Here is a 24,886-nt window from a genome sequence, read left to right as displayed (position 1 = left end):
TTCAACAGAGCCGATCTCGAATGAAGTAGACGCTGAGCAACGTCCAGGCGAACCATAACGTTGTGGTATTCACCATGATGCCCACGTACAGAATGAGATCACGCAGTCGTATCGATTTGCTGCAAAGCAACCACATACCGCAGCACCCATAGGCCAGAACGAATGGCCAAGCGAACGGTTCGACATCGAAGAGCACCTCGGTTATGTAAGCGACATCAACATCCCAGGCCTGAATGTCCATCTTCAATCGCTGGATGAGGTTGCTCGTCCCGAGGTTTGTGACAACGGCAAATATTACCGCAGCTAACACAATACCAACGGCTTGCCGACCACTCAGATGGGGCTCGCCATTCGCGTCAAGCAGAAGTGTTGCGGACTCAGTTTCGTTTTGCATCTGCCTCTTCAAGTGCGTTTGCCAGGCCCGGCACCCTCACGGTTGCCACGGCACGCTGCCGGCGGCTTGGATTTGTTTCTGCATGGCTTGTTGCAGTTCGCGGAACTTCTTCGGAGCGGACTTGGCCAGGTTGGTTTGTTCCTGCGGATCTTCCTGCAGGTGATACAACTCCAGCGGCGAGTACGGATCGTTCTGCATCAGTTTCCAGCCATCGCGAATGATCGCCTGGTACGCTTTGCCTCCGTAACGTGCGCCTCCTTCACGACGCACGAAGTAAAGATCGCGCGAGCCTGAGGGCATCGGTTTCCCTTCCAGCAGTGGCACCAGGCTGACCGCGTTCAAGTCGGCCGCTGGGGTTGCACCGGCCAACTGGAGGAAGGTTGGGAAGATGTCGAAGTTCATCCCTTGATAGTCCGAGCGACTGCCGGGCGAAACATGCCCTGGCCAGCGAACGAAGAACGGAACCTTCAGGCCGCCGTCGTAGTGACTTTGTTTGCCGTCGCGCCAAGGATCGTTGTTTTGGGCATGTGGCAGGCTTCCGCCGTTGTCGCTGCCGAAGTAGACGACGGTGTTTTCCGCGAAGCCGTTCTGTTCGAGCGATGCCAGAACCTTGCCGACCGCGTCGTCCAGATGATGTACGAAGGCGACGTTCTTGGCCCGCTTGTCGTCTAAGTCAGGCTGGGCCTGCTTCACCGCTTCGAGGTATTCCTTGGGGGGCTCGATCGGAAAGTGGGGCGCGTTGAAAGCGAGGTACAAAAAGAACGGCTCGTCCGCATGCTGGGCCCGAGCCGAGAAGTAGTCGGCAGCCCACTCCGCGAACAGATCGGTCGCGTGTCCTGGCGGATCAATCTCTTTCTGATTAAGCCGCATGTAGTTGTGCCCCTCGCGGCGATGGGTCGTGTAGCTGTCCATCATGTCGCCAAGGAAACCATGGAAGTGATCGAAGCCGCGCTCGTTCGGTGTGTTCGGAGATTCCAATCCGAGATGCCACTTACCGATGCACGCGGTCGCGTAGCCTTGCTTCTTCAGTTCGTCGGCCAGCGTCGGAATGCCCGGCTTCAAGTAACCCCACGAGTTGGTCTCATTCGTCCGAATCACCCCTGGCACACCGACCAAATCAGGATAGCGCCCCGTCAACAGCGCGGCCCGCGAAGGAGAGCAGACGGTGCAGTTGGCCCGCATCTGCATGAAGGTCATCCCTTCCGCCGCCAGCTTATCGATGTGGGGCGAATGGACATCCGACGTATGGTAGGTCGAAACATCGCCGTACCCGAGATCGTCGGTATAAATGATCAGGAAGTTCGGTCGCTTCGGCGCGGCGGCCAGAGCCGGCGCAGCGAGCGACAACAGCAGCACAAGAGCGATCAGGCGTGGCATGGTGGGGCTTTATCGGGTTAGCGGCAGATGGGGACTAAGGAGTGATCTCTTCGTCGTGAAGCTTGGTCAGGCGAGCGACGATGTCGGGGTGTTGGTCAGCGAGGTTGGTCGTTTCGCCAGGATCCTCGGCGATGTTGGCCAGGAACAATTTGAACGACGCATTGCCAGCGTTCTCGTTCGTATCGCGGGTGTTGGCAATCAATTTCCAATCGCCAGCACGAACCGCCCAGGCAGCATTCTTTCCGGTTCCCACTTGCCAGTGCAGCGGATGATTGAAGTGAGGACTCTGGGCACCCGCGTTGTTCAACATCTCGACCATCGAGCGGCCGTCGAGGTGCGTCTCTGGCACCTTCACACCAGTCAGTTCCGCCAAGGTTGGCAGCCAGTCGCACGAGTGAGCCATTTGATCGCGGACTTCCCCTTCCGGCAAATGCCCTGGCCAACTGATGATGCCCGGCAAGCGAATGCCTCCTTCAAACATGCTGAACTTGGCACCACGGTAAGGACCACTTTTGCCGCCGCCGAAGTGGGCACGTTCTTCCGTCGAGTAACCATTGTCTGACTGATAGATGATGATCGTGTTCTTCCGCAGGTCGAGCTTATCGAGCTTGGCCAGCAGTTGCCCGATCCGTTCATCCTGCGAAGCAATAAACGCAGCGTACAGATTGCGTGGGTACTTCACGTCCTGGAAATGCTCGAGCCACTTCGCTTCGCCCTGGTAAGGGTAGTGAGGCGTGTTCATCGCATAGTAGATGAAGAATGGCTGGTCGTGATACTTCTCGATGAACTCGCCGGCTTCGTCCGCCATCAACTGCGGGAAGTAGCGACCATCTTCGTAGACTTCCTTTCCGTTCCGCCACAGGTCGTGACGATTCGGTCCGTTCCAATAGAAGAAGTGCGAGTAGTTGTCGATACAGCCACCCATGTGCCCGATCGAATAATCGAACCCCTGGGCCAACGGCATCGTGTCTGGCGTATAGCCGATGTGCCACTTGCCGATGTGGGCCGTCGTGTAACCGGCAGCCTTGAACATCTCGGCCATGGTGATCTCTTCGCTCGGCAAAGCACCGCCGCCACCTTGCTTCGACGAACAGTTGTTCGGCACGCCAGCACGAACGGGCCAGCGTCCGGTGAGTGCCCCCGCACGGGAAGGAGAGCAGACCGGCGCTGCCGAATAAAACTGCGTCATACGGACGCCATGCACGGCCAGCGAATCCATGTGAGGCGTGTGCAAGTCTTTCGAGCCATAACACCCGGCATCGATCGAACCTTGATCGTCCGCCAGGATGAAAATGACGTTGGGCTTGTCGCTCGCCAAAAGAGGAGCGGCAAACAGAAGCAGCAGCATGCTTGCGAACGACAAAACACGTAACATCAGGCAGGCACCGTAGATGGTGGAACATTGGAGGTTAGGGTCTGGTTTAGTATCCTAGACGGCACAAGCCGGGTCAAACTTCCCCTTCCTTGCTGTCAGAAGGCTCTCCCATGGGCTACGAGTACTTCGCTTCGCTCGAAACCGACCTCGATTTGCGGCTTGGCATGCCCCTGTTTACGGCCGTGGAAGATCATTTCGACCTGGTCACCTTGTCGAAGTCATCTACCGAACTCCGTTTGCAGACCCCAGAGAACGCCGCCAGCGACTGGGAAGCGGTTCGGCTGGCGATCGCTCCGCGGCAGATCTATTTACTCTTCAGCGGCGGCCTTTATCGAGAAGATCAGGAGGCAATTCAGCAATTTGTCGCTCGCTGGCTTGGGAACCGAGGAGTCCCCTGTCCTTGGAAGGAAGAGTAGAATAGAACGTAGAGCCATTCTCCCAAAACGAGGAACCGTGCCATGTTCGATCCTGATGCCAAAGCTGTGACCGCCCAAGCCCTCGAGCTGATCGAAGCAGACGGTTCCGATCTTTCTCAGCCGCTGGAGATGGACTTCTTTATCGCTGTGCCAAGTCAGCAGTCAGGCGAACAGATCGCCGAGGAAGCCCGCAAGATCGGCTTCGAGACCAGCGTCGAACAAGACGAAGAGTCTGGCGAATGGACCTGCTACTGCACCAAGACCATTCTGGCCAGCGTCGACACAGTGTTCGACATTGAAGAAACACTGGATGATCTGGCCGAACCGTTTGGTGGCTACAGTGACGGCTTCGGAACCTTCGGCAACAAAGACGAAGAGTAGCCGGAGGTTATCTTCCACGCTGTATCGTTTGTAGCAACTGCTTGGCCTGGGCCGGCGTGAAGATCGAAAGGTCTTCGATGTCCACCGGAACGGACATAGCATTGGGCCGTGCTTCGTCGCGAGGGATATAGACCGAGCCCTTCTTCATCGGGACCTGCAACCGTAGCGGGTCGACTTCCGTCTGAAAGTCTGCTTGATCAATGTAATAAACCGTAGCCCGATGTTGATCTCGATCAGCCGTTCGGAACTTCACCACGACTTGGGGAAGCCAGAACGAGACCAACTCACTCGGTGGCTGCAATCCAAGCTGCAGGCTGAAGTCGCGAACCTTGCCGTTGGACAGCCGTGCGACCGCTTCAATTGCATCGTCTTCGCCTTGTGTCTTGAAGCAGGTTTCGACTTCGCCGGTGTGAATACGCAGGACTTCGTCTTGATCAACGATCACCGAACCGTACGGCCGCGCGAACGCATTACGTCCTCGCATCAGCAAATGGTCGACCGTCAGTCGCGCGGACCCATTGCTTCCCGCGACTAGATGATCAAAGTAATCGCACGTGGGATGCGATTGCTGTTCGATCGAACATGCGGGAGCGATCGCTTTCAATCGCCGGATTTCCTCGAATTGGCAACGTTCCACGAAGTGGGTCTCGTTGAAATCGACCGTCGTCTGCCACCAATCGAATCGCCGAACCTTTCCCACAGCGCGCGGCGGAGGCGCTGGTAGCGGTGCCTCGCTTGTGGTGATGCCTGCCTTCTGCAGCCATGTCTTTTCCAGGATCGCTTTCCGATCGAGCGGCACCTTTTGTAGCTTCTCCCGCAGCTCCAGCACGTCTTCCAGCGTCTCGATCTGGAGATGATGGACCCGATCGATCGGCACCATCAGCACCTCCATGTGCCCTTGGGTCGGCATCTTAAAGCGAGCTTCCGGCGAAGGTTTCTCGGCCCATAAGATAAATGGGGACACCAACAGCCAGACCAGCGATAGAACGGTGCAATTCTGCGGCATCTCTTCCAACTCCTTGAGTACAGGCCAGATGCCGTTAACCTAAACGAAACGAACCAACACCGCACTTACTTTTTCCAGAACTGCGCGATGCTACCCCAACCGATGATTGCCGTTCACGATGTCCCTGCCAGCAGTCGCTGGTATCAACAACTGCTCGGTTGCGAGAGTGGGCATGGAGGAGACGAGTACGAAATGATCGTCAACGATCGAGGAACTCTCGTCCTACAACTGCATCGCTGGGAAGCGCACGAACATCCGTTCATGGGCGACCCGAGTAAGAAGCCGTATGGCAACGGGGCTCTGCTTTGGTTCGAGAGCCCCGCGTTTGATGAGGCCGTGGCCCGAGCCCAGCAAATGAATGCCGAGATCGTCGACGGTCCGTTATTTAATCTCAACGCACAACATCGCGAGATCTGGGTGCGTGACCCCGACGGCTACATCGTCGTGATCGCCTCCCCCTTTGGGGAGGCGTCGGGTTAAGATCGAAGCGGCAAGCCTGCCAGGTCGAAACTAGATTCCGTCGTAGCTGGCAACCGCCTTGCTGATTTCAACCAGCTCGGCATCGCTGAGCTCGACGCTGCCAGCCTTGGCGTTGTCGACGGCCTGGGCTGGGGTGCGAGCACCACACAGGACGTGCGAACAACCACGCTGGGCCAGTGTCCAAGCCATGGTCAACTGAGCGAGCGTGGCGTCATGCTTTTCGGCGATGGCACGCATCGGTTCGAGCATCGCTTGAACCTTGGCGACGTTCTCTGGGTTGAAGCGCGGCTTGAAGTTGCGCTGATCCCCATCTTCGTACTTGCGATCGGCGGTGATTTTGCCGGTCAGCAAGCCTTGGCTCAAGGGGCTGTAGGCGAGAAACGCGAGATCGTTGCTGGCACAGTAATCGAGATTGGTCGCTTCCAGATCGCGATCAAGCATCGAGTACTTTTCCTGATCGGTATCCAACTGACCGAACTGGCGATAAGCGTTCATTTCTTCGTTGGTCGCATTGCAGACACCAATCGCGCGGATCTTGCCTTCCTTCTTCAGCTCCATAAGCGTTTCCATTCGCTCGGCGATGGGTGTGTCGTCCATTTGCCAGTGCGTCTGGTACAAGTCGATCACGTCGGTCTGCAGTCGCTTCAAGCTACGTTCGACTTCTTCACGGATACCATCCTTGCCGCTGTAGATATAGACGTCGAAGCTTTCCTTCGTGGGCTCGCCGTTCCAGTCGACATTTTCTTTGGTCGTGCTGAATCGCTTGGCGGCCCGCTTCTTCTGTTGGTCGTTCAGATCCCACCGCATGCTGCACTTGGTCGCCAAGACAACCTTGTCGCGGCGATCGGCAATCGCCTTGCCCACCACTTCTTCGCTGACGCCAAAGCCATACATCGGAGCGGTATCGATCAGGTTGCCACCTGCGTCGAGGAACGCGTGAATGGCCGCGATCGATTCTTTTTCATCGGCCCCACCCCACGTCCAACCACCTATCGCCCATGCTCCAAACGCGACGACCGAGGCTTCGATTCCTGATTTGCCCAAAGGACGATTCTTCATGATGCTCTTTCTACTAGGTATCTTAATCTACGAGAGGTGGGAGACTGGCTAATGTAACTGTCCAGGTTTCCTTCGCCCACCCGACTGGAATCCGCGAGACGATTGCCAACTCAGATGCGAAGGACGATCTTGCCGAACTGTTCCCCTTGTTCCATCCGGGCCAAGGCTTCGTTCCCTTGGGCCAGGCTGAACACCTGATCGACGATCGGACGAATCTCGTGCTTCTCGACCAGTTCGAGCATGCCACGGAAATCGGCCGGAGAGCCCATCGTCGAACCAATCAGCTTCAACTGATTCCAGAACACTTTGAACATGTCAACCGACTCCGGTGGGCCAGTCGTCGCGCCGTAGTTCACGATGCGGCAGCCTGGCGCGGCCAGATCGATCAGGTTCGCATACCCTTTTCCGGCAGCGCTATCGATGATCAGATTCGGCCGACCGAACTTCTCGGCGGCTTGCTTCTGCCAACCTTCTTCTTTGTAATTGAAGCCGCACGTCGCCCCCATCTCTTTCGCTTTGGCAATCTTCGCTTCGCTCGAAGACGTCACGGCCACTTCCGCGCCGATCGCCACGGCGAACTGAAGAGCCAGCGTAGCGACACCGCCGCCGATGCCACTTACCAAAACCTTTTCGCCAGGACGAAGCTGACCTTGCGACATGGTCGCGCGAAACGCAGTCACACCTGCCAGAGGCAACGCAGCGGCTTCTTCCCAACTGAGATGCTTCGGCTTGGCTCGCAGCATTTCGACCGGGGCATGGATGTGCGTGGTGAATGTGCCGTTGTGCGGCATCCCCAGGATCGTGAATTGCGGCGACTGGGCGGCTTCGCTGGTTCCCCAATCCCAGCCTGGATTGATGATCACCTCTTGGTCGAGCCAATTGTCATCCTTGGCGTCGCCGACTTGCTGAACGACACCCGCCCCGTCCGAACCGAGCACTTTGGGTAGTTCGATCCCTGGATAAAGGCCCTGGGTAATCCAGTAATCGCGGTGATTCAAAGCAGCCGCTTTCAATGCGACCTTGGCGTATCCCGGTTTGAGTTCCCCTAAGTCATAATCTTGGAGCTCCAACGGGGACTTCAGTTTCGTTATCAATAATCCTGGCATACTTCATTCCTCGGATGGCTTTTTGCACAATCGTCGTGGTCCGATGTAACCTTTGCCTTGGCTGGCTCATAAGAAGTAGAATAGACACTCTCTCGTCTGTGGTGTCCTACCTTACTTGCCTCTCTCGTGATCTTGCCAGTGCGATCTTGCCGGACCAACTACGTCTGCATTCTTCTGTTGGGATGCCTTGGGTCAACCGTCGGTTTCGACGTGAGGGCCGAAGAGCCGCAAACTTCGTCGTTATCGCGAAGTGTCGAGCAGTTTCATGCCGACATCGTACCCATTCTCGACCAACACTGCGTTCATTGCCACACGGCTGACTCGCCGGCAGGGAACGTGACCCTCGATGAGATCGATTCGCCTGAGCAGCTTTACGCCCACATTCGCACTTGGCTGAAGGTGGCACGCACGCAGCGCGATCAGTTTATGCCACCTCAGGACGAGGACCAACCAACCGATGCCCAGCGGCAAGCCTTGATCACTTGGGCCGAGACCCTTGGCCAGCAGCTGGACCAAAAGCCGCAGACCGATCCTGGTGCAATCGTCTTTCGTCGGTTGAATCGTTTGCAATACAACAACACCCTGCGTGATTTACTGGGTGTCGATTACGACGTCGCCACGGCGGTCGGTTTGCCAGAAGATCCGGTAGCGTTCGGTTTCAACAACATTGGTACTGCCCTCGAAGTTCCGCCGCTGCTGCTTGAGAAGTACCTGGCAGCCGCCGACGAGATGCTGGCGCGGGCCGTCGACACCAAGCCTGCCTCAACCACATTCGACATCGCCGAAGTTCCCTACAAACTGGAAGGCGAGCTTCCGGAAGGAAAAGGGAAAGATGGCCCGATTCCTCCAGCGACCGAATTGGTCGATGGCTACCGGCTGTTTCGCTTGAACAGCACCCATCACTTTCCGCTGAAGATCGAGAAAGAAGGCACCTACCGGTTAGAACTAGCGGCGTGGGGTCACAAAGGCCCGAAGTGGGCGAAATGGCAACCTGACCTGGCGATTGGTGTGAATGGTCAGAACCGCAAATCGATCTCGGTGCTCGGTACCCGGGAAAATCCCGGCGTCGAGGTCATCACGCTGCGATTGCCTGCTGGTGAGATCGACCTGTCGATCGAATTCCTCAACGCGGAAGTCGGCCCGGCCTGGTCCGAGAACGATCATCGCTTCAAACACATGGGCTGGAAATCGCTGACGGTGACCGGGCCGGTCTCGCCGCAAGGCATCATCCCCAGCAAGGAAGCCCACGATAAGATCTTCATCGCTGAACCTTCCTCGAAGCTGCCAGCGCGAGACGCGGCTCACCAAATCGTGAAATCGTTTGCGACGCGAGCCTTTCGCCGACCGGTCGAAGCGGACGAAGTCGATCGCCTGCTAGTGCTGTTCGACATGGCCCAGGCCGAAGGAGCGAACTTCGAGGAAAGCGTTCGTTACTCCATGAAAGCTGTGTTGGTTTCGCCGTCGTTTCTGTTTCGCATCGAGCCAGCCGCCGAGGGGGACCAGCCTCAGCCGATCGACGACTACGCGTTGGCCTCACGTTTGAGCTACTTCCTGTGGAACACGATGCCGGACGAAGAACTCTTTCGCCTGGCCGAAAGCCAACAGCTACATCAACCAGAGGTACTGCGAAAACAAGTCGCGCGGCTGTTGGCGGATGAACACTCGAAGGTCTTCGTCCACGACTTCGCCGAACAGTGGCTGCAACTGGACGAATTGGAACATGCCCTGCCGAGCGAAGAGTTCTTTCCGGAGTTCACCGCTCGGACCCGCCATGCCATGCGGACCGAGGTGTTGTTGTTCATGGAACACCTGGTGCAAGAGAATCAAAGTGCGATCGACCTGTTGGACGCCGACTATTCGTTCACCAATCGCGACCTGACCAGCATCTATCGCTATGGCGGGTACCAGCAAGAGTTCCAGAAGGCCGAGATCAACAAGCGTCGCAATCCGGAACGGGGCGGTTTGCTCGGTATGGGAGGCATCCTGACGATGACCTCGCACGTGTCGCGAAACAGTCCGACCCGCCGCGGCAAATGGGTTTTGGATGTCATCATCGGAGATCCGCCTGCTCCGCCACCCGCCAATGTCGAGCAGATCGACGAAGGGTCCGACAAGAATCAGGCCAAGAGTTTTCGCGAACTGCTATCGCTGCATGCAGACGAATCCTCGACTTGTGCCGGATGCCACCGAAAAATGGATCCACTCGGATTCGCGCTGGATCAGTTCAATCCGATTGGCCGATTTGAACGAGAGCGAGAAGGCGAGCCGGTCAATTCGACCGGCATCCTTCCTGGCGGTCGGCAAGTCGATGGTGTCGTCGAACTGAAGGCCATTTTGCTGGAGCAGAAACCACGCTTCGTGCGAAACCTGACCGAACATTTGATGACGTATGCCCTCGGCCGCGAGCTGACCTTTGAAGACCGTCCGGCGGTTGCTCAGATTGTCGAGCGAGCCGCCGCGAACGACTTCAAGATGCAAGAGTTGATCTACGGCATCATCGAGAGTTATCCCTTCCAGTATCGTCGCGGCTTCCAGCAACAAGTCGCCTCCGCACCTTAGTCTGTGGATCCTTTTCCCAAGGTACAACCGTGAGCATGAAACCGATTTCCCGCCGCACGCTGTTGAAAGGTACCGGTGCTGCGTTGGCTTTGCCATGGCTCGAATCGATGGTTTCGAGCAAAGCCCTGGCCGCTGCCAACAGCCTGGCTCCGATGCGGATGGGGATCTACTCGACCGTGGGCGGAACGGTGATTGAATCTTGGAAGCCAGAGAAAGCAGGGGCACTCAACGAGTTGCCTTCGATTCTCCGGCCGATGCAGGCCCACAAAGACAAGATGCTCGTGCTGTCCGGGCTGGCTCATCATGGCCGGTCGAAGAACGTCAACGCACACGAGCATTGTGCCTCGATGCACCTGACGGCTGCCGCGGAAGTGGGCAAAGAGAATGGTGTGCCGGTGACGTCGATCTCGGTCGATCAGATGGCCGCCAAGCATCTCGGTTCGCAGACCTATCTGCCGAGCCTTGAAATGACCACCACGCCAGACGAATGGAAGTATTCGTATCGCGATCAGGGAGAACCGGTCCCTTACGAAATGAATCCGCGCGTGATCTTCGATCGCATGTTCCGCGGCCGCGAACCGATGGCGCCCGATTGGCAGGCTCGTGCCAAGCGGCGGGAAGAAAGCCAGGCCCGTCAGGCGGCGGCACCGGCTGACAAGTCGATCGATCGTCACATCCTCGACATGGTGATGGAAGATGCCAAGCGTCTGCGAAAGAAGGTTGGCGCCTACGATCAACGCAAACTCGATCAGTACCTGGCCAGCGTCGAATCGGTCGAACGCCGGATCGCATTGGTCGAAGCCCAGGCCGCCGAGATGATGGCCGACGGCATGGGTGTGCCTGCCGACATTCCGAAGGGCTTACCGTCCAACGCCAAAGAATGGGATCCGATCCATCAGGTTTCGACCCAAGACCCAGAGATGCAGTCGCAGGTGATCGACATGATGGGCGAACTATTTGTTCTTGCCCTGCAAACCGACACCACCCGCGTCGCCACCATGGCGGTCGGGAGCGATGGCTCGATGATGCCAGGCGTGGTGACCGTCGGTTTCGAGCGGCACTTCCATACGCTCGAACATCAAGGAGGTAATCCTGATCCACGCCGCAGCGATCCGATTGCTCGTGAAGCTTGCCGCCAGGTGAGCCACTGGTTCGTACAGCACTTTGCCCGTGTGGTCGATAAGATGGCCGCCGTCGACGAAGGAGGCACGAGCCTGCTCGACAACACGCTGCTGATGTTTACCAGCTATATGGCGGACGGTGGTCATCACCGCGAAGACTATCCGGTGATGCTGGTGGGCAATGCTCAAGGCACGCTCAATACCGGGCGACACATCGCTTACCCGCAAGGAACGCCAATGGCGAACTTGTTTGTCGAGATGCTCGACCGGGTCGGCGTGAAAGTGGGCCAGTTCGGCGACAGTGTCACCTCGCCAGGAGCCGCCTTCGGTGGTCGGCTCCCGGAACTGTTTTAATTTCCGTTAGACACGAGCACCCAAACGCTGTCCCAATCGGTGCAGCGTGCGGCTGGCATCGTTCTCTGGCAGATGGACGTGGATGATGCTCATCCCGTCGCGATCGTCCCAGGCTTTATGCAATGCCTCGTGGAACTCTTTCTCGGTACTGACTTCGTAGCCAGTTCCGCCACGCAGCACTTCCGTCAGCTTGCTATAGGCCCACGGATGGATCTCGTTGTATTCCCAGTCGCCAGCGTGCAGCCAGCGTTCGGTGCCGTAGCCATGGTTATCGAGCACGATGATCACCGGATCGTAGCCATGACGAATGATCGTCGATAGTTCCATCCCAGTCATCTGGAAGGCACCGTCACCAATCATCGCCAGAATACGGGCATTTCGCTTGGCCGTTTGAGCACCAAGCGTTGCCGGAACGGCGAAGCCCATCGAGGTGTAATACGCCGGGCTCAGGAATTCGCTGTTTCCTTGGGTTACCAATTGGGTCGAAGCGAAGAGCGCGTCGCCGATGTCGGCGATCACCACCGTTTCGTCATCCAGCAGTGGATTGATCATCTGCATCATCCGTTCGATCGTGATCGGCTTTTCGGTCACGTCACCCACCGGCCGCATGCACATGCGAATGCCATCGGGCATCGGCCGCTTGGCACAAGTCACCTTCCGCTGGGCCAGCTCGCGAACGAAGTCAGGCAACGTGATCCCATGGTAGTGATGATGCTTCAAACGAAGTTGTTCGCTCGTCGCATAGATACACTTCGACGGATCGAGGTTGGCGGTGAACACGCCCAGATTGATGTCGGTCATAAACGTCCCGAGCAGCAGCACCAGGTCGCTCTCTTCGACATACTGCGTCACCTCTTCGCGGCCCATCGCCCCTTCGTACAAGCCGACGTAAAGCGGATGCGTTTCTCGCATGGCACTCTTGCCGAGGATCGTCGCGGCGACTGGGATCTGTGTCTGTTCGGCCAGGGCGACCAGTTCGTCCTGCAGATGGAATCGATGCATTTCGACCCCAGCCAGAATGACCGGCTTCTCTGCCTTCTCGATCAACTGGGCAGCTTCGTTGACTGCTTCCGACAATGCTTGCGGATCGCTGGTCGTTTGCTGCGAAGGGAAGACGTGACTGATATGCGGAATCACGTTCACCATGTCGCGAGGCAATTCGATGTAGCCAGGTCGCTTGAAGCGAACCACCGCATCGAGAACGCGATCGATTTCGCGAAACGCGGTGACCGGGTCCGAGAGCTCGGCACCGGCGATGCACAGTTTCTCGAACACATCTTTCTGCGTGCTGAAGTCGCGAACCATATGATGCAGCAGCGGATTGTTGACCCGTTCTCGCAGACCTGGCGAGCCGGTCAGAATGACCACCGGCGACTTCTCGGCATAGGCACCGGCGATGCTGTTACAGATGCTCAGACCGCCGACGCAGTAAGTCACGCAAACCGCGCCCAAGCCCTTCACGCGTGCATATGCATCGGCAGCGAAGCCAGCACAGTCTTCTCGCGTGCATCCGACGACGTTGATCGGACTTTTCTCGAGCATCCCGTAGAACGAAAGGATGTAGTCCCCAGGGATCCCGAAGATATCCTCCAGGCCGTGCTCTTGAAGTCGGCGGATTAGATATTCACCGATCGAAAGACCGCTAACCGTTTGCGCGGCCGACAAACTTGGCGAAGGCGTGGAATGATTCATCCTGGTCGACTCCAGCTCAGAAAAGAAGATTGATAGCCTACGGGCATCATTGTATGAAAACACGCGAGTCTAGGCAGAGTGCCTGCGGCTTGGATTGGTCGGAATCGCAGGAACTTATTTAATTCTAGAACGCGACTTTAATACTAGAACGCCACGGTATCGCAAGCCTGTCATCGGTTCGTGCGTTGTAACTTGCCTCGTTTGCCAAATTGCGGACAAATGCATCGTTTACCTGGGTTTTATGGCGATAAAACCGTTGTCTTATGTCTTTCTTTGCGGTTGACCATTGCTGCTCGGATGATTTCTCGGGCAATCCGGCTATCGGGCAGATAGGCCGGAGACTCGGGTAGGGAGGCGATCCATCGGACGTCGTGCTTTCGGGCTCGGCGAACGAGGTTTCGCCTCCCTCCATTTTTATATGCTCAAACGGCGCGACGTTTGCGACGTTGTCCTTGCTGAACCTGAAACTTAGTGCAAAGACGATCCCGACAATGCGTGCCGGTCGTCTGAATAAAGGAGGACACTTCCGATGGCGACTCAAAAAGAACTTGATCGTGGCTACCCACAGACCGATCCAAATGCGAAATCTCCCCCAGCAACCGTTAACTGGTTGGCCATCGTTCTGGTGACGCTCGGCCTGATCGCAGGGTTAGTTGTCATTGGACCGATCATGGCAATCTGGCAAGCGAACTGATTTAATGGGCAATCTGTCGGCAGGTGAATGGCCTGCCATCGATTGCCCATCAACTGTTTGCCTGCTGAAGATCTGAATGTCTGAATCGCAACCAAGCCGCCACGAAGAATCTCTTGATGAAGCCAACCAGCGTCTCGATCGCTCGCGAACCTGGGCGCTGGTGCTGGGAGGCGGCTTTCTCGGTTTGTTGCTGCTGTGTGTTATCGCTGGCCCATTGGCTTCGCTGTTGGTGCAGCGGCGAGAGAGCGCACGCCGCATCACGTGTGCGAATCACCTGCGTGAACTTGGCATGCAGATGGAGACCTATTACAACGCAAACGACGCATTTCCTTCGGGCTGGGTGATCTCTGAAGGGGCGATGGAAACGATACCCGCTTGGGGCTGGCCTTCACAATTGGTCAGCCTGACGAACGCCTCTTACCCAACACCGAACGATCTGAAAACTCCACTGGGGACCGTCAGCGAAACGGGAGGCGAGCGTCTCGAGATGCTGCAGGAAGCGATGGATGGTTACCTCTGCCCTTCCGATAATGCGTTCACCTATGAAGGCGAGAATCATCCTGAGCGCCGCTGGGATCCGACCGGCACTCCGATTCCCTGGGGTCTGAGCATGTATGTCGGCAACGCTGGTCACAAGCACGATGCCGTCGGAACCGAACCGAATACCGGCATCTTCTTCGGCAACTCAGCCATTACTCTCGACGAAATCACCGATGGTGTCAGCTTCACCGTGATGCTGGGCGAACGCGATCTGACCAATTGCCGGGCCGGTAGTTGGCCTGGGGTCCCTGATCCGATGCGGCACGACGGTGGACCATCAATCTGGAATGTAGTGGCAGGTGCGAAGCCAAAAATTAATGCCCCGCCGTGGGATGGCGATACGTTGTGCGGCGAAGGCTATTCCAGCTTCCATCCTGGTGGCGTCAACATGCTGTTGGTCGATGGCGCGGTGAAGTTCTTTACCGATGACACCGACTCGCAGTGGCACGACGATCCGAAGTCAGGCCAGCTCGGCGTGCTGCAGCAGTTCCTGGTTCGAGACAATCAGGAAGAGATGCCTTAGCGGCTTTGCGTGACCATCTTCAACCACTCGATCGCCATCGGAATGCCGGGGTCGAGCATCGGTTCTAAGTGGCCACCCCCAGGGGCACGGACGACCGTGACATCTTTGCCCAGCTCGCGCAGCTTCGCGACAAACGTATCGGCTGGACCGTTGATGTCGCTGCGATCGTTGGCGGATAAGAAAATAAACGTCGGACGCGAGAGGCGTTCGATGTGTGTGGCTGGCGAAATTGCACTGACGTACGGACCTGCTTCGGTCAGGATCGATCTCGTTTGCAGATAGGTCATGACATCGAGACCCAGCGTCGCACGCACATCCACGGCCGGCATGAACGCGATACTTCCTTTAACCCGGGGTTCCATCTCGGCAACGTACAGAGCCATCGTTCCGGCGGAACTATGACCGGCGGTGTAGAACTGGTCCGGATCGACGAAGGAAAGCTTCTCTTTGGCGAAAGCCATCGCGACCTGGGCGTTGAGCAGCCCCGACTTGGCGTCGCGAAAGTTGTCGGCCGCCAGCTTCAATTGATCGTCGGAAGATTTCTCGGCATCGGCATGGCCACTCAGTTCGTACGCGACAACGGCGAAGCCTGCCTTCGCCCACGGCAGATGTTCTTGCACGTCGCCATCGGACAGCATCATGCCATGGATCAGCATCGTCCCGGCTGGGGCAATGAAGACGCATGGCAGTTTGCCAGGCGGAAGTGGATCAGGCTGATAAACCCAAACGGTCATCGATTCGCCGGTCGGAAGCCGAACCTGGGAGCTTGCTTTGCGGATGCCGCCTGCCATCGGCTGGAACTTGACATCGGGGGTTTGCTTGACGAGGCCTGCCAGGTAGTTCGGGGGCGCGAGAAGTTGCTCGGCGAACTCGGTTTCCATCATGGTGGTGTTCACCGGAGGATTCTTCGAACAGCCCACCAGTCCGACCAAAAGCAGGGCGAAGCAAAGTGGATGCGATGCAAGGCGAAGCAACATAGGGAATCAACCTGAACCAATCGATGAAGGAAACGGCCCTTCTATTGTAGCTCGCCAGATGCCCCATTTGAATTGGTCGGGGGGAACGGTCTCCCAAAGAAGGAGTTGTTGCCGAGCAGCCCTTAGCCGCCGCTCGATAGTCACGGCTTGCCAGCCAGGGCGAAACCACTAGGCTGAACGTTTTTCGTGACCCAAGGATGCTCGAATAGCCCATGCCGCGACGCAGTGCCCGCACCGAATCTTCTTCCGCAAAATCGCCGGTGCGCGGATCGCTGGCGACGTTTCAAGCGCAAGTTCTGGCCTGGTTCGCCGAGCATAAGCGCGATCTGCCCTGGCGGAAATCGCAAGATCCTTACAAGGTTTGGATCAGCGAGATCATGCTGCAGCAGACCCAGGTCGCGACTGTTAAAGGGTATTTCCGCCGCTTCACCGCCGAGTTTCCCACGGTATACGAACTGGCCGAGGCCGAAGAAGAGAAGGTCCTTCGTTTGTGGGAAGGACTGGGCTATTACCGACGTGCCCGGCAACTGCATGCCACCGCCAAGGAAGTGGTCGCACGTTTCGACGGGGTCTTTCCGCGCGATGTCGATCAGATTCAAAGCCTGCCTGGGATCGGTCGCTACACGGCAGGTGCCATCGCTTCGATCGCCTACGGCTTGAAAGCACCGATCCTGGAAGCGAACACCCTCCGGCTTTATGCTCGGCTGATTGGTTGGGACGAAGTGTTGACGACGTCGGCTAGCCAAAAGCGACTGTGGCAATTTGCCGAAGAGATTCTGCCCGATGACGAAGTCGGCCACTTCAATCAGGCGATGATGGAAATTGGCAGCCTGGTTTGCACGCCCAAGAATCCAAGCTGCTTGCTTTGTCCTCTTGCAGCCCACTGCGAGGCGTACCGCACGCGTCGGCAGGAAGAGATCCCGCATCCGAAGAAGAAAACCGAGTTCATCCCGGTGACCGAAGTCGCTTTGGTCGTCCGTCGGAAGAACGAAGTGCTGGTCCGGCAATGTGGACCCGACGAACGTTGGGCCGGCCTCTGGGACTTCCCCCGCTTCGCCGCCGACGCTGCATCGCCGCTGGAAGATTTATCGGCGAAGCTGCAAGAAGCGTCTGGCGTGCAGGCAAGCCTGGGCGAATTGATCACCACCATCAAACATGGTGTGACCAAATATCGCATTACCCTGCTCTGTCACGAGATGGCATTCGAAAAAGGTCGCTTGAAACCACAAGCAGGTCCAGACGGCCAGCCGCGCGTCTGGCAGTGGCGCGACGTTTCGCATCTGGGCGAACTTCCCTTGTCGACCACCGGACGCAAGCTGGCTCGGCTTTTGTAAAACAGCGGCCCAATGCATTGAACGTCGCTAGTTGATCGGTATCATGGCATCCAGGCTGGGGGGATGCGCCAAGCGGGAATCTTTCAATCACCGTGTTGAATGTTCCTCTCTGGGGATACCCCAGGGCAACTTGAATGGCTTGCTATTTCTTCGCGCGGGCTCCAATGCGCTGCACGCATGACGGCACGCGCTAGACCGGTCTGGTTGGCGCATCCTTCCCACCTGAATTACGGCATGCAATCGCACAAACTCATCGCTCGATCACTGGCCGCTGCCTTCGTCGCAGGGCCGATCGATGTCGAGTCGCTGGTGACGCGCGGGGCGGAACTTCTCGGGAAGCGTTGGCGATGGCTTCGTCCACTGGCTCGCAAGATCGTGGCGTGCCACAGCGCGAAGACCCGGCCGCGAGCCGTACTGATCGAAAAGATGATCCTGACATACGCGGGATTCCATCGTGCACTGTATCGCGGCGACGATCTGCACGTTGCCAATCCGCTGGCGATCGTTCCGACGATGATTCCCTCTCCGGCAGCAATCGGTTGGGAAGCTCCCGTTGAAATCACGACGCCTGGCGAGCTTGCCGCGTGGCTTGGTGTTCGCACTAACGAACTCGATTGGTTCGCCGATCTTCGTGGCTGGAACCAGCGCAGCGATACCGAATGTCTCCGGCACTATCGTTATCGCGTCTTGCCGAAACGATCAGGACGGACACGCTTGATTGAGATTCCCAAGGCCCGTTTAAAGACCTTACAGCGAAAGATCCTGACCGAGATCCTCGATCGAGTCCCACCCCATGACGCCGCTCATGGCTTTCGCTCAGGGCGTTCGATTCAAACGTTTGCCCAACCTCATGTCGGCAAACAGGTCTGTGTGAAACTCGACCTGGCGGACTTCTTCCCTTCGATCCACCTTTGCCAGGTGCAAGGCTGGTTTCGCGCGATGGGCTTCCCTGAAAAGGTAGCCGATCGGTTGGGTGGAATCTGCTGCACGACGACGCCTGACGAGGTCCTGGCCGGCGAATCGTTCGAGACCATCCGCACCTATCGTCGGCCCCATCTGGCTCAAGGGGCACCGACATCACCGGCGCTGGCCAACCTGTGTGCGTATCGTTTGGATCAACGATTGGCGGGACTGGCTGACGCGGTTGGTGCGACCTATACGCGGTATGCAGACGACCTGGTCTTTTCTGGCAACGATGCTTTCTACCGCGTGGCAAATCGCTTTCCGATCTGTGTCGCGGCGATCGCCATGGAGGAAGGCTTCACGGTCCAGCACCGCAAGACGCGGGTGATGAAGCAAGGGGTCGCGCAGCGGATCGCGGGACTGGTGGTCAATCAGCAGCTCAACCTACCACGAAAATCGTTCGATACGTTGAAGGCAATTCTTACCAATTGCATTCGTCATGGACCAGCGAGTCAGAATCGAAACGGCCATCCCAATTTCCGCGCGCATCTACAGGGAAAAATCTCGTACGTGGCTTCGATCCATCCCGCCAAGGGAGAGCGTCTGATGCAATTGTTCGATCAGATCGACTGGCGGTAGAGAGAAGATGACTTCAGACGACCGGCCAGCATGTTTGCCCAAACCAAGGAGCGAACATGCAGGCGGTTTTGAACGTCTTGTTTAAGACTAGCGACCTTTGGCGTCGTCTGATTGGATGAACTCGTCCCAGAGCTGTTCGACGCTCTTGCCGGTCATCTCGCGGATCATGAAGTTCTTGTACTCGCGTTTGCGAATCGCTTCGTTCACCTTCTGCACGAAACCAGGATTGGTCTTTTCGAGCCAGGCCACAAACTGAGCACTGGTACGGTAGCCATCGCTGTACTTCTGACGCTCTGGGTTAATCCGGTGCAGGCTCGTTTCTGGTTCAAACTTGTAGAAACGAATGTAGTCGGCGATGCCTTCGGTCAGCCAGAACGGGCCACCACGCGGATAAGCCTGAACGACGTGGGCCAGCTCGTGAATGACCATGCCGTTGTCTTCGGGATGCTTCTTCACCCAGTCGCCAGCGATGGTGATCTGATTGCGGACCGTGTACGCGACGCCATCCATATCCTTCTTGAAGACCACGCGCACTTCGGTCGGCGCGGTGAAACCTTCTTGCTTCAACTCTTCGGCAACCTTCGGGTGCCATTCGCGAATCAGCTTCTCGGCGTTAGCGCCCCAAGCTTTCAGCTCAGGCACTTCCGAGACATCGATGACCACCGTCAGCTCTTTGGCTTCGGGGGTACCTTCTGCGACGCAGATCGTCGGCAGCGCAAACAGAACAGGAATCAACAACAACCAGGATCGCATCGGAGGGCCTCTTCTTAGCGATAGATATTGAGAATCTTGGGAACCTGCTCCCCATCCTAGCCCAATAAAATCTCTATCGCATTGAGGTCCATTCCGGTTTGGCATATTTCTCGGCAGCCAAACGGACGGTCGCCTCGAAGGGCCACTCGACCATGGGACCCTCGACCTCCCAGGCCTCGATCAGCCGGCGACGAAGCGTTTCGCGGCCGATCGGAACGTTGGTCACAAACGATTCGTGGGGTCGTTCTTCGCGATAGTCCGGCATTCGCGGCGGGGTGCGAAGCAACTGGTGAATCAGTTTCAAATCGAAGTCGTACAGAATCGTCCCGTGATAGATCAGGTGACTTCGCTTGCAGCGGAGGCTGTTGCCGGAGAACTTTCGGTCATGAAGGGTCAGGTCGCACGTCCCTTGAAGATTGACCTCGGGAACTTCGTGGACCACGGCCTGGCGGATGCGTCCCATCACGTATTGATGGCAAACATCCAGGGCAGCAAGTTCCGGATGTCGCTCGTAGCTGAGGACCACGGCATACATCAGACAGCCTTGCCCGGTGACGACCGACGCCCCACCGCTGCTGCGGCGAAGGACCGGAATGCCACGTTCTCTGCAGACTTCGGTGTCGACTTCCTCTTCCAGCTTGGAAGCGCGGCCGATCACCACCAGCGGTTCGGTTGGTTCCCAGATCCGCAACACTTCCAGAGGTTGGTTGCCCGTTTCTGCTTGTTCCAGCAGAGCTTCATCGAGGGCCAGATTTTCCACCGCGGTGGAAAGTGTGAGATCTAAGAGTTGCATTCCAGATGCGGCGCGAGCCTAGCTTCCCTTGTTGCCAGGAAAGGCGAACGCCGTTCCCATCAGCACCAGACCGATCAGCACGCCTCCGAGCGAAACCGCCAGGAACATCTGTCGCGACTTGTAGAGGTCGATCACCTGCCGTTCGCCGGTCGCATTGCCCCGCATGTGGCTGAGGGCTTCGTCACTGGTGGCGAACTCCCAGAAGCTGAGACGTTGCTCCATGTTCCACTTTTCGACGTCCCCTTCGATCAGCTCGATCGGGACCTCGGCCGCTTCATCGATCTGAACCAGCGGCGTGATGCGGTACAAATAGACCGAGCTCGCCAGGCAGCCCAGCAGGACCAAAAGCCCCACCACAAACAACATCGACTGCGTGACCGACCAGTCTCGCTTGACCGGGACTTGTTCGACCTCGACCGGAGGCAGCTTCTTCATTTCCCGCAGGGTGGGCACGACCACAGTCTTGCCACTTGGGGTGGTGATTGTTTCGCCAGCCTGCGAAGTCTCGACGTGAATTTCTTCGCCGTCGGGGGTAGTCAGGAGATAAGTTTGAGCCATGGCGTTTACGGTGGACGAGTTTTCTATCGAAGCACAATCAGCTTACCTAAAACGTTCTAGTTTACTTAGCATTACGCCGCGATGGGAAAAAGGCTCGCGCGATTGGAAACGTTTTTCAGAAAACTTTACCGATTACACCACCTAGAGTTAGCTCGGCGCGGCACGCCCCGTTTTGCCCCACCATGGGAGTGAGATCCCACCATCGACCAGCAGCGTGGCCCCGGTCATGTAGGTATTGCGAGGGCTGCTCATGTAGCAGATGGCCTCGGCCATTTCCTCGGGCGTGCCCAGGCGACCGGCAGGGATCTTGGCGCCGCCTGCCTCTAGGACGTCGTCGGTGGCAAACTTCCGCTCTCCAGGCGTGTCGGTCCAGCCTGGCTGAACAATATTCACACGGATCTTAAAGTCCGACAGTTCGATAGCGGCCGTCTTGGCCATATGCTCCAAGGCGGCCTTCGACATGTTGTAGGCCATTGCCTTGGGGGCCGGAATGAAGGCATGCGGCGAGCTGATCACGGTCACCACACCCGGCGTCTTCTGGGCGATCATCTGGCGGGAAGCGGCCCGCAGCAGGTGGAAGGCACCCCACATCGTGACATCGATCGTGCGGCGGAATCCTTCCAGATCGGCTTCGTAGAAGAACTCGCGATCGCTGTAGACGGCGTTCGAAACGGCGATGTCGAGCTTGCCGAACTTACTGACCGTCTCGGCCACCATCGCTTCGACCGCCTCGTAGCTGGAAACGTCGCATTTCACGGCGATTGCTTCCGATCCGACCTTTTCAACTTCGGCGACAACCTCTTCAGCCTTCTCCGGATTCGAGTGGTAATTGACGACAACTTTCGCCCCCTGGCGGGCGAATTCGATTACGGCAGCTCGGCCGATTCCCTGGCTCGAACCGGTCACGAGAACCACTTGTCCTTCGAAATCTCGTTGCGTCATGTTTTTGTTTTCCGGGGATGTCTTGGGGGTGTGCTGAAAACGTCGCGGAGCGAATCGCCCTGTTGGCTAATGCTAACGATGCCTATGCAGGCTCGCAATTCGCGCCGGCGGGACAAGGGGCCGCTTCAACCCGATTGCCGGGAATTCGACGCGGAAAACGTAAGGGGTTTGAGAATCTCGACAAAACGACGTTTTTCGGGTCGTTTTGTGGTGCGGAAAAGAAACAACCGGGGTCAGAAATGCAACGCATGTGGTCGCTGCGCGACACTTCGGGATAATCGTCCCCCAGGAAAGCGGCTAAGGGAAAAGAAATGGCGGCACTAGCTAAAAGCTGAGATAGACTGTGGTTGTCCGTAGATCGAAAGAGACCGAAAGTCCTTATTTTCCCGATTCAAACTCTGGACCCTGATTAGCGTCTAGTTAGAATTGGGTGAATTCAATCGACGAACGGATGCTCGATGGCGCTTGCCGAAACTTTCGTATCCTCCAAACTCTCCATCTCCTCCACGAACACCTTGCCCCCGCGGTCTTTCCTTTCCGCGGTTCCGTAGACGGAATATTCTCCTGGTCGTGTAACGAGTTGAAGTTTGGTTGCCATATAAGTAGTGGAGTCACCCCCAGTTCACAAGTCCTACGAATTGTGGCTTGGAAGGGAACCCCAGCGTGGTGGAATGTCTCTTAACCTGGAACGACACGCGATTGTGATTGCGATGAAATCATCTCGTGCTTGATTTTGGAGAGGCTGCGAAATTTGGGTAATTGATAGCACTCTTCCGGATTGTTTTCCAGGCCTGCAAGGTCCCTGAGAAGCGGCAAACTTCGTGGAAATACGGCATTCCGGTTGATTACACTAGGTAATGAGACCGATTTTTAGGGAGTTGAAAGTCTGGTCGTAAGCAAGGGTTAGAGTGATTCTTCGACACAGCATGAAGCTGGGTCGCTCAGTTGCAAGAGAGGACTTGCATCTGGATTGGAAAGGGGCACGGATTACCAACTGAACGTCGCGCGTTGCCGCCGGCCATGTCCGTTAGCTGCTTCGATGCCGCGAGAGGATCGCAAGATAAGCGATCTCCGCTATGGCTCAGCACGAAACTTTCAGGATTGGGCAAGCTAAGCGGGCCGCACGCACAACTCAAAGGTAATCTCTTTCCAAATATCCACGGATGGCAGTTGTCCATATGTTTGGTGGTAGACTTGCGAAGTTTTTCCTCGCAATGAATGCCGCATAAAAACATGTGGAATCGGCGGGATGACCACCAAAACTTTTCCCGTCACCCATGGGTTAAACCAGAAGAACACCGGCCTCACTTTGGCGAGTGAAGGAGTGATATGTTGTACGATTCGTTGATTGACGATTTCGAAGATGATGATGCTCGTGTACGGCCCCGTAGCTTCGACGATGCTGCCGTCGACGTGATGGATGATTCCGATGACGAGCGAATGATGACCACGGACGATATGTCGAATGATTCGGCAGATGATTCGTCCGATGAGTTCAGCGAGGACAGTGAAACCTGGTCCGATGACCCGGTCCGTATGTACCTCACGCAAATGGGCGAGATTCCGTTGCTGACCCGCCAGCAGGAAATCTACCTTGCTCGCAAGATCGAACAGACCCGGGCCAAGTTCCGCCGCCTGTTGTTGGAGTGCGACTATGTCGCCCAGGACTCGTTCAAGGTCCTCCAGCGCGTGCAAGATGGCGAACTGCCGTTTGACCGGACCGTTCAGGTCTCGGTCACCGATCGCCTCGAGAAAGATCAGATCATGGGCCGTATGCCGGTCAACCTGATCACGATCGACAAGCTGCTCAAGCGTAATCGCCGCGACTACATCCTGGCCCTCAGCAAGTCGGCCTCGGCCGAGAAGCGTTCGGCTGCCTGGAAGCGTCTGGGCCACCGCCGTCAACGCGTGGTGAAGCTGATCGAAGAACTCGGTCTGCGTACCCAGCGCATTGAAGCCAAGATCAGCGTGTTGGAAGAATTCTGTCGTCGTGTCAACGAGCTGAAGGCTCGCCTGGACGACCACAAAGAAAACAACACCCCGATGGAAGATCGTCAGCCACTGCTGGCTGAATACCGCAACCTGCTGATGGCGACCCAAGAGACTCCTAAGAGCCTCAACCGTCGCTGCCAGGCCGTCAAAACGATCTACTCGGAATACCAACAGGCCAAGCGAGAACTTTCCGAAGGGAACTTGCGTCTGGTGGTTTCGATCGCCAAGAAGTACCGTAACCGCGGTCTGAGCTTCCTCGACCTGATTCAGGAAGGCAACGCCGGCCTGATGCGTGCAGTCGACAAGTTTGAATACCGTCGTGGTTTCAAGTTCTGCACCTACGCCACCTGGTGGATTCGCCAGGCCATTACCCGTGCCGTCGCCGACCAGAGCCGTACGATTCGTATCCCGGTTCACATGGTCGAAACGATGTCGCGCGTCCGTAATGTGGCTCGTCAGCTGCTGCAGGAAAAGGGTCGCGAACCTACCATCGAAGAAACGGCTCGTCGTGCCGGTACCACAGTGGAAGAAGCTCGCCGCGTGCTCGCCATGAGCCGCTACCCAATCTCGCTCGACCGCCCTGTCGGTAACAGCGAAGACAGCCAGTTCGGCGATCTGCTTCCCGATGGCGAAGCCGAAAGCCCAGCCAACGGTGCTGCTCAGGAAATGCTGCGTGGTCGAATCGGTCGCGTGCTGAAGACCCTCAGCTACCGCGAACGCGAGATCATCAAGCTTCGCTACGGCCTGGGCGATGGTTACAGCTACACGCTGGAAGAAGTGGGTCACATCTTCAAGGTGACCCGCGAACGTATTCGCCAGATCGAAGCGAAGGCCGTTCGTAAGCTTCAGCAGCCTAGCCGCAGCCAGGACCTGGTTGGCTTCCTCGACTAAAGACCCATCACGGGTACTTTCGAAATT

Annotated in this window: 22 protein-coding genes; 10 read left to right on the top strand and 12 right to left on the bottom strand. The window is 57.0% G+C overall.

Going from position 1 to position 24,886, the window contains the following annotated elements:
• Position 1 precedes the first annotated feature (1 nt).
• The 3 genes from AB1L30_RS21190 to AB1L30_RS21180 are packed head-to-tail and all read right to left on the bottom strand — an operon-like array spanning position 2 to position 3,146.
• Positions 2-394 carry a hypothetical protein gene (locus AB1L30_RS21190; protein WP_367015743.1) on the bottom strand — a complete coding sequence of 131 codons (393 nt, stop codon included), beginning with the start codon at positions 392-394 and terminating at the stop codon, positions 2-4.
• Positions 395-430: 36 nt separating this feature from the next.
• Positions 431-1,771 (bottom strand): sulfatase-like hydrolase/transferase, encoded by a 1,341-nt coding sequence (locus AB1L30_RS21185; RefSeq protein WP_367015741.1) that lies wholly within the window; start codon positions 1,769-1,771, stop codon positions 431-433.
• Between the two features lie 34 nt (positions 1,772-1,805).
• Entirely contained in the window at positions 1,806-3,146 is a 1,341-nt protein-coding gene (locus AB1L30_RS21180) for a sulfatase-like hydrolase/transferase (RefSeq protein ID WP_367015740.1), read from the bottom strand.
• A gap of 110 nt (positions 3,147-3,256) precedes the next feature.
• On the opposite strand from AB1L30_RS21180, the gene AB1L30_RS21175 reads away from it, so the two are divergent.
• Together AB1L30_RS21175 and AB1L30_RS21170 are read left to right on the top strand one after the other, a co-directional pair.
• Positions 3,257-3,562, top strand: coding sequence for a hypothetical protein (locus AB1L30_RS21175; RefSeq protein WP_367015738.1), 306 nt, complete (start codon positions 3,257-3,259; stop codon positions 3,560-3,562).
• 42 nt (positions 3,563-3,604) lie between these two features.
• Positions 3,605-3,943, top strand: a complete 339-nt coding sequence (locus AB1L30_RS21170) for a ribonuclease E inhibitor RraB (RefSeq protein ID WP_367015736.1) — start codon at positions 3,605-3,607, stop codon at positions 3,941-3,943.
• 7 nt (positions 3,944-3,950) lie between these two features.
• On the opposite strand, the gene AB1L30_RS21165 is transcribed toward AB1L30_RS21170, so the two are convergent.
• Positions 3,951-4,949 carry a hypothetical protein gene (locus tag AB1L30_RS21165; protein WP_367015734.1) on the bottom strand — a complete coding sequence of 333 codons (999 nt, stop codon included), beginning with the start codon at positions 4,947-4,949 and terminating at the stop codon, positions 3,951-3,953.
• Positions 4,950-5,036: 87 nt separating this feature from the next.
• Between AB1L30_RS21165 and AB1L30_RS21160 the strand changes: the two genes are divergently transcribed.
• Positions 5,037-5,429 carry a VOC family protein gene (locus tag AB1L30_RS21160; RefSeq protein WP_367015732.1) on the top strand — a complete coding sequence of 131 codons (393 nt, stop codon included), beginning with the start codon at positions 5,037-5,039 and terminating at the stop codon, positions 5,427-5,429.
• Between the two features lie 30 nt (positions 5,430-5,459).
• On the opposite strand, the gene AB1L30_RS21155 is transcribed toward AB1L30_RS21160, so the two are convergent.
• Both AB1L30_RS21155 and AB1L30_RS21150 read right to left on the bottom strand, forming a co-directional pair.
• Positions 5,460-6,488: an aldo/keto reductase gene (locus tag AB1L30_RS21155; RefSeq protein WP_367015730.1), complete on the bottom strand. Its 1,029-nt coding sequence runs from the start codon at positions 6,486-6,488 to the stop codon at positions 5,460-5,462.
• 110 nt (positions 6,489-6,598) lie between these two features.
• Positions 6,599-7,558 carry a zinc-binding dehydrogenase gene (locus AB1L30_RS21150; protein WP_367015729.1) on the bottom strand — a complete coding sequence of 320 codons (960 nt, stop codon included), beginning with the start codon at positions 7,556-7,558 and terminating at the stop codon, positions 6,599-6,601.
• 174 nt (positions 7,559-7,732) lie between these two features.
• Between AB1L30_RS21150 and AB1L30_RS21145 the strand changes: the two genes are divergently transcribed.
• Positions 7,733-10,153 carry a DUF1592 domain-containing protein gene (locus AB1L30_RS21145; protein ID WP_367015727.1) on the top strand — a complete coding sequence of 807 codons (2,421 nt, stop codon included), beginning with the start codon at positions 7,733-7,735 and terminating at the stop codon, positions 10,151-10,153.
• 35 nt (positions 10,154-10,188) lie between these two features.
• On the top strand, positions 10,189-11,628 hold the full coding sequence (locus tag AB1L30_RS21140; protein ID WP_367015725.1) for a DUF1552 domain-containing protein: 1,440 nt from the start codon (positions 10,189-10,191) through the stop codon (positions 11,626-11,628).
• Positions 11,629-11,634: 6 nt separating this feature from the next.
• Here AB1L30_RS21140 and AB1L30_RS21135 read toward each other — a convergent pair whose 3' ends face one another.
• Positions 11,635-13,320, bottom strand: coding sequence for a thiamine pyrophosphate-binding protein (locus AB1L30_RS21135; protein WP_367015724.1), 1,686 nt, complete (start codon positions 13,318-13,320; stop codon positions 11,635-11,637).
• A gap of 529 nt (positions 13,321-13,849) precedes the next feature.
• On the opposite strand from AB1L30_RS21135, the gene AB1L30_RS21130 reads away from it, so the two are divergent.
• Both AB1L30_RS21130 and AB1L30_RS21125 read left to right on the top strand, forming a co-directional pair.
• Complete coding sequence (locus tag AB1L30_RS21130; protein ID WP_367015723.1) at positions 13,850-14,014, top strand: hypothetical protein; 165 nt, start codon at positions 13,850-13,852, stop codon at positions 14,012-14,014.
• Positions 14,015-14,090: 76 nt separating this feature from the next.
• Positions 14,091-15,077 (top strand): DUF1559 domain-containing protein, encoded by a 987-nt coding sequence (locus AB1L30_RS21125; RefSeq protein ID WP_367015721.1) that lies wholly within the window; start codon positions 14,091-14,093, stop codon positions 15,075-15,077.
• On the opposite strand, the gene AB1L30_RS21120 is transcribed toward AB1L30_RS21125, so the two are convergent.
• Positions 15,074-16,054 (bottom strand): prolyl oligopeptidase family serine peptidase, encoded by a 981-nt coding sequence (locus tag AB1L30_RS21120; protein ID WP_367015719.1) that lies wholly within the window; start codon positions 16,052-16,054, stop codon positions 15,074-15,076. The genes AB1L30_RS21125 and AB1L30_RS21120 overlap by 4 nt on opposite strands.
• A gap of 212 nt (positions 16,055-16,266) precedes the next feature.
• On the opposite strand from AB1L30_RS21120, the gene mutY reads away from it, so the two are divergent.
• Entirely contained in the window at positions 16,267-17,388 is a 1,122-nt protein-coding gene (gene mutY, locus AB1L30_RS21115; RefSeq protein ID WP_367015717.1) for an A/G-specific adenine glycosylase, read from the top strand.
• Between the two features lie 234 nt (positions 17,389-17,622).
• On the top strand, positions 17,623-18,930 hold the full coding sequence (locus tag AB1L30_RS21110; RefSeq protein WP_367015715.1) for a reverse transcriptase family protein: 1,308 nt from the start codon (positions 17,623-17,625) through the stop codon (positions 18,928-18,930).
• A gap of 87 nt (positions 18,931-19,017) precedes the next feature.
• On the opposite strand, the gene AB1L30_RS21105 is transcribed toward AB1L30_RS21110, so the two are convergent.
• From AB1L30_RS21105 to AB1L30_RS21090, 4 genes are all read right to left on the bottom strand, one after another.
• The gene (locus AB1L30_RS21105; RefSeq protein WP_367015713.1) at positions 19,018-19,683 is read right to left on the bottom strand and encodes a basic secretory protein-like protein; all 666 of its coding nucleotides are present in this window, start codon (positions 19,681-19,683) and stop codon (positions 19,018-19,020) included.
• Between the two features lie 73 nt (positions 19,684-19,756).
• Positions 19,757-20,476, bottom strand: a complete 720-nt coding sequence (locus tag AB1L30_RS21100; RefSeq protein WP_367015711.1) for a lipoate--protein ligase family protein — start codon at positions 20,474-20,476, stop codon at positions 19,757-19,759.
• An 18-nt stretch (positions 20,477-20,494) separates the two neighbouring features.
• The gene (locus tag AB1L30_RS21095) at positions 20,495-21,034 is read right to left on the bottom strand and encodes a hypothetical protein (protein ID WP_345089130.1); all 540 of its coding nucleotides are present in this window, start codon (positions 21,032-21,034) and stop codon (positions 20,495-20,497) included.
• Positions 21,035-21,181: 147 nt separating this feature from the next.
• On the bottom strand, positions 21,182-21,976 hold the full coding sequence (locus AB1L30_RS21090) for an SDR family oxidoreductase (RefSeq protein WP_367015708.1): 795 nt from the start codon (positions 21,974-21,976) through the stop codon (positions 21,182-21,184).
• Positions 21,977-23,305: 1,329 nt separating this feature from the next.
• Between AB1L30_RS21090 and AB1L30_RS21085 the strand changes: the two genes are divergently transcribed.
• Positions 23,306-24,859, top strand: coding sequence for a sigma-70 family RNA polymerase sigma factor (locus AB1L30_RS21085; protein ID WP_367015706.1), 1,554 nt, complete (start codon positions 23,306-23,308; stop codon positions 24,857-24,859).
• Positions 24,860-24,886: the final 27 nt, after the last annotated feature.

The organism is Bremerella sp. JC817 (assembly GCF_040718835.1).
Taxonomy (GTDB): Bacteria; Planctomycetota; Planctomycetia; order Pirellulales; family Pirellulaceae; genus Bremerella.
Note: the sequence above shows the minus strand (reverse complement) of the source record. Positions and strands in the feature narration are given on the sequence as shown.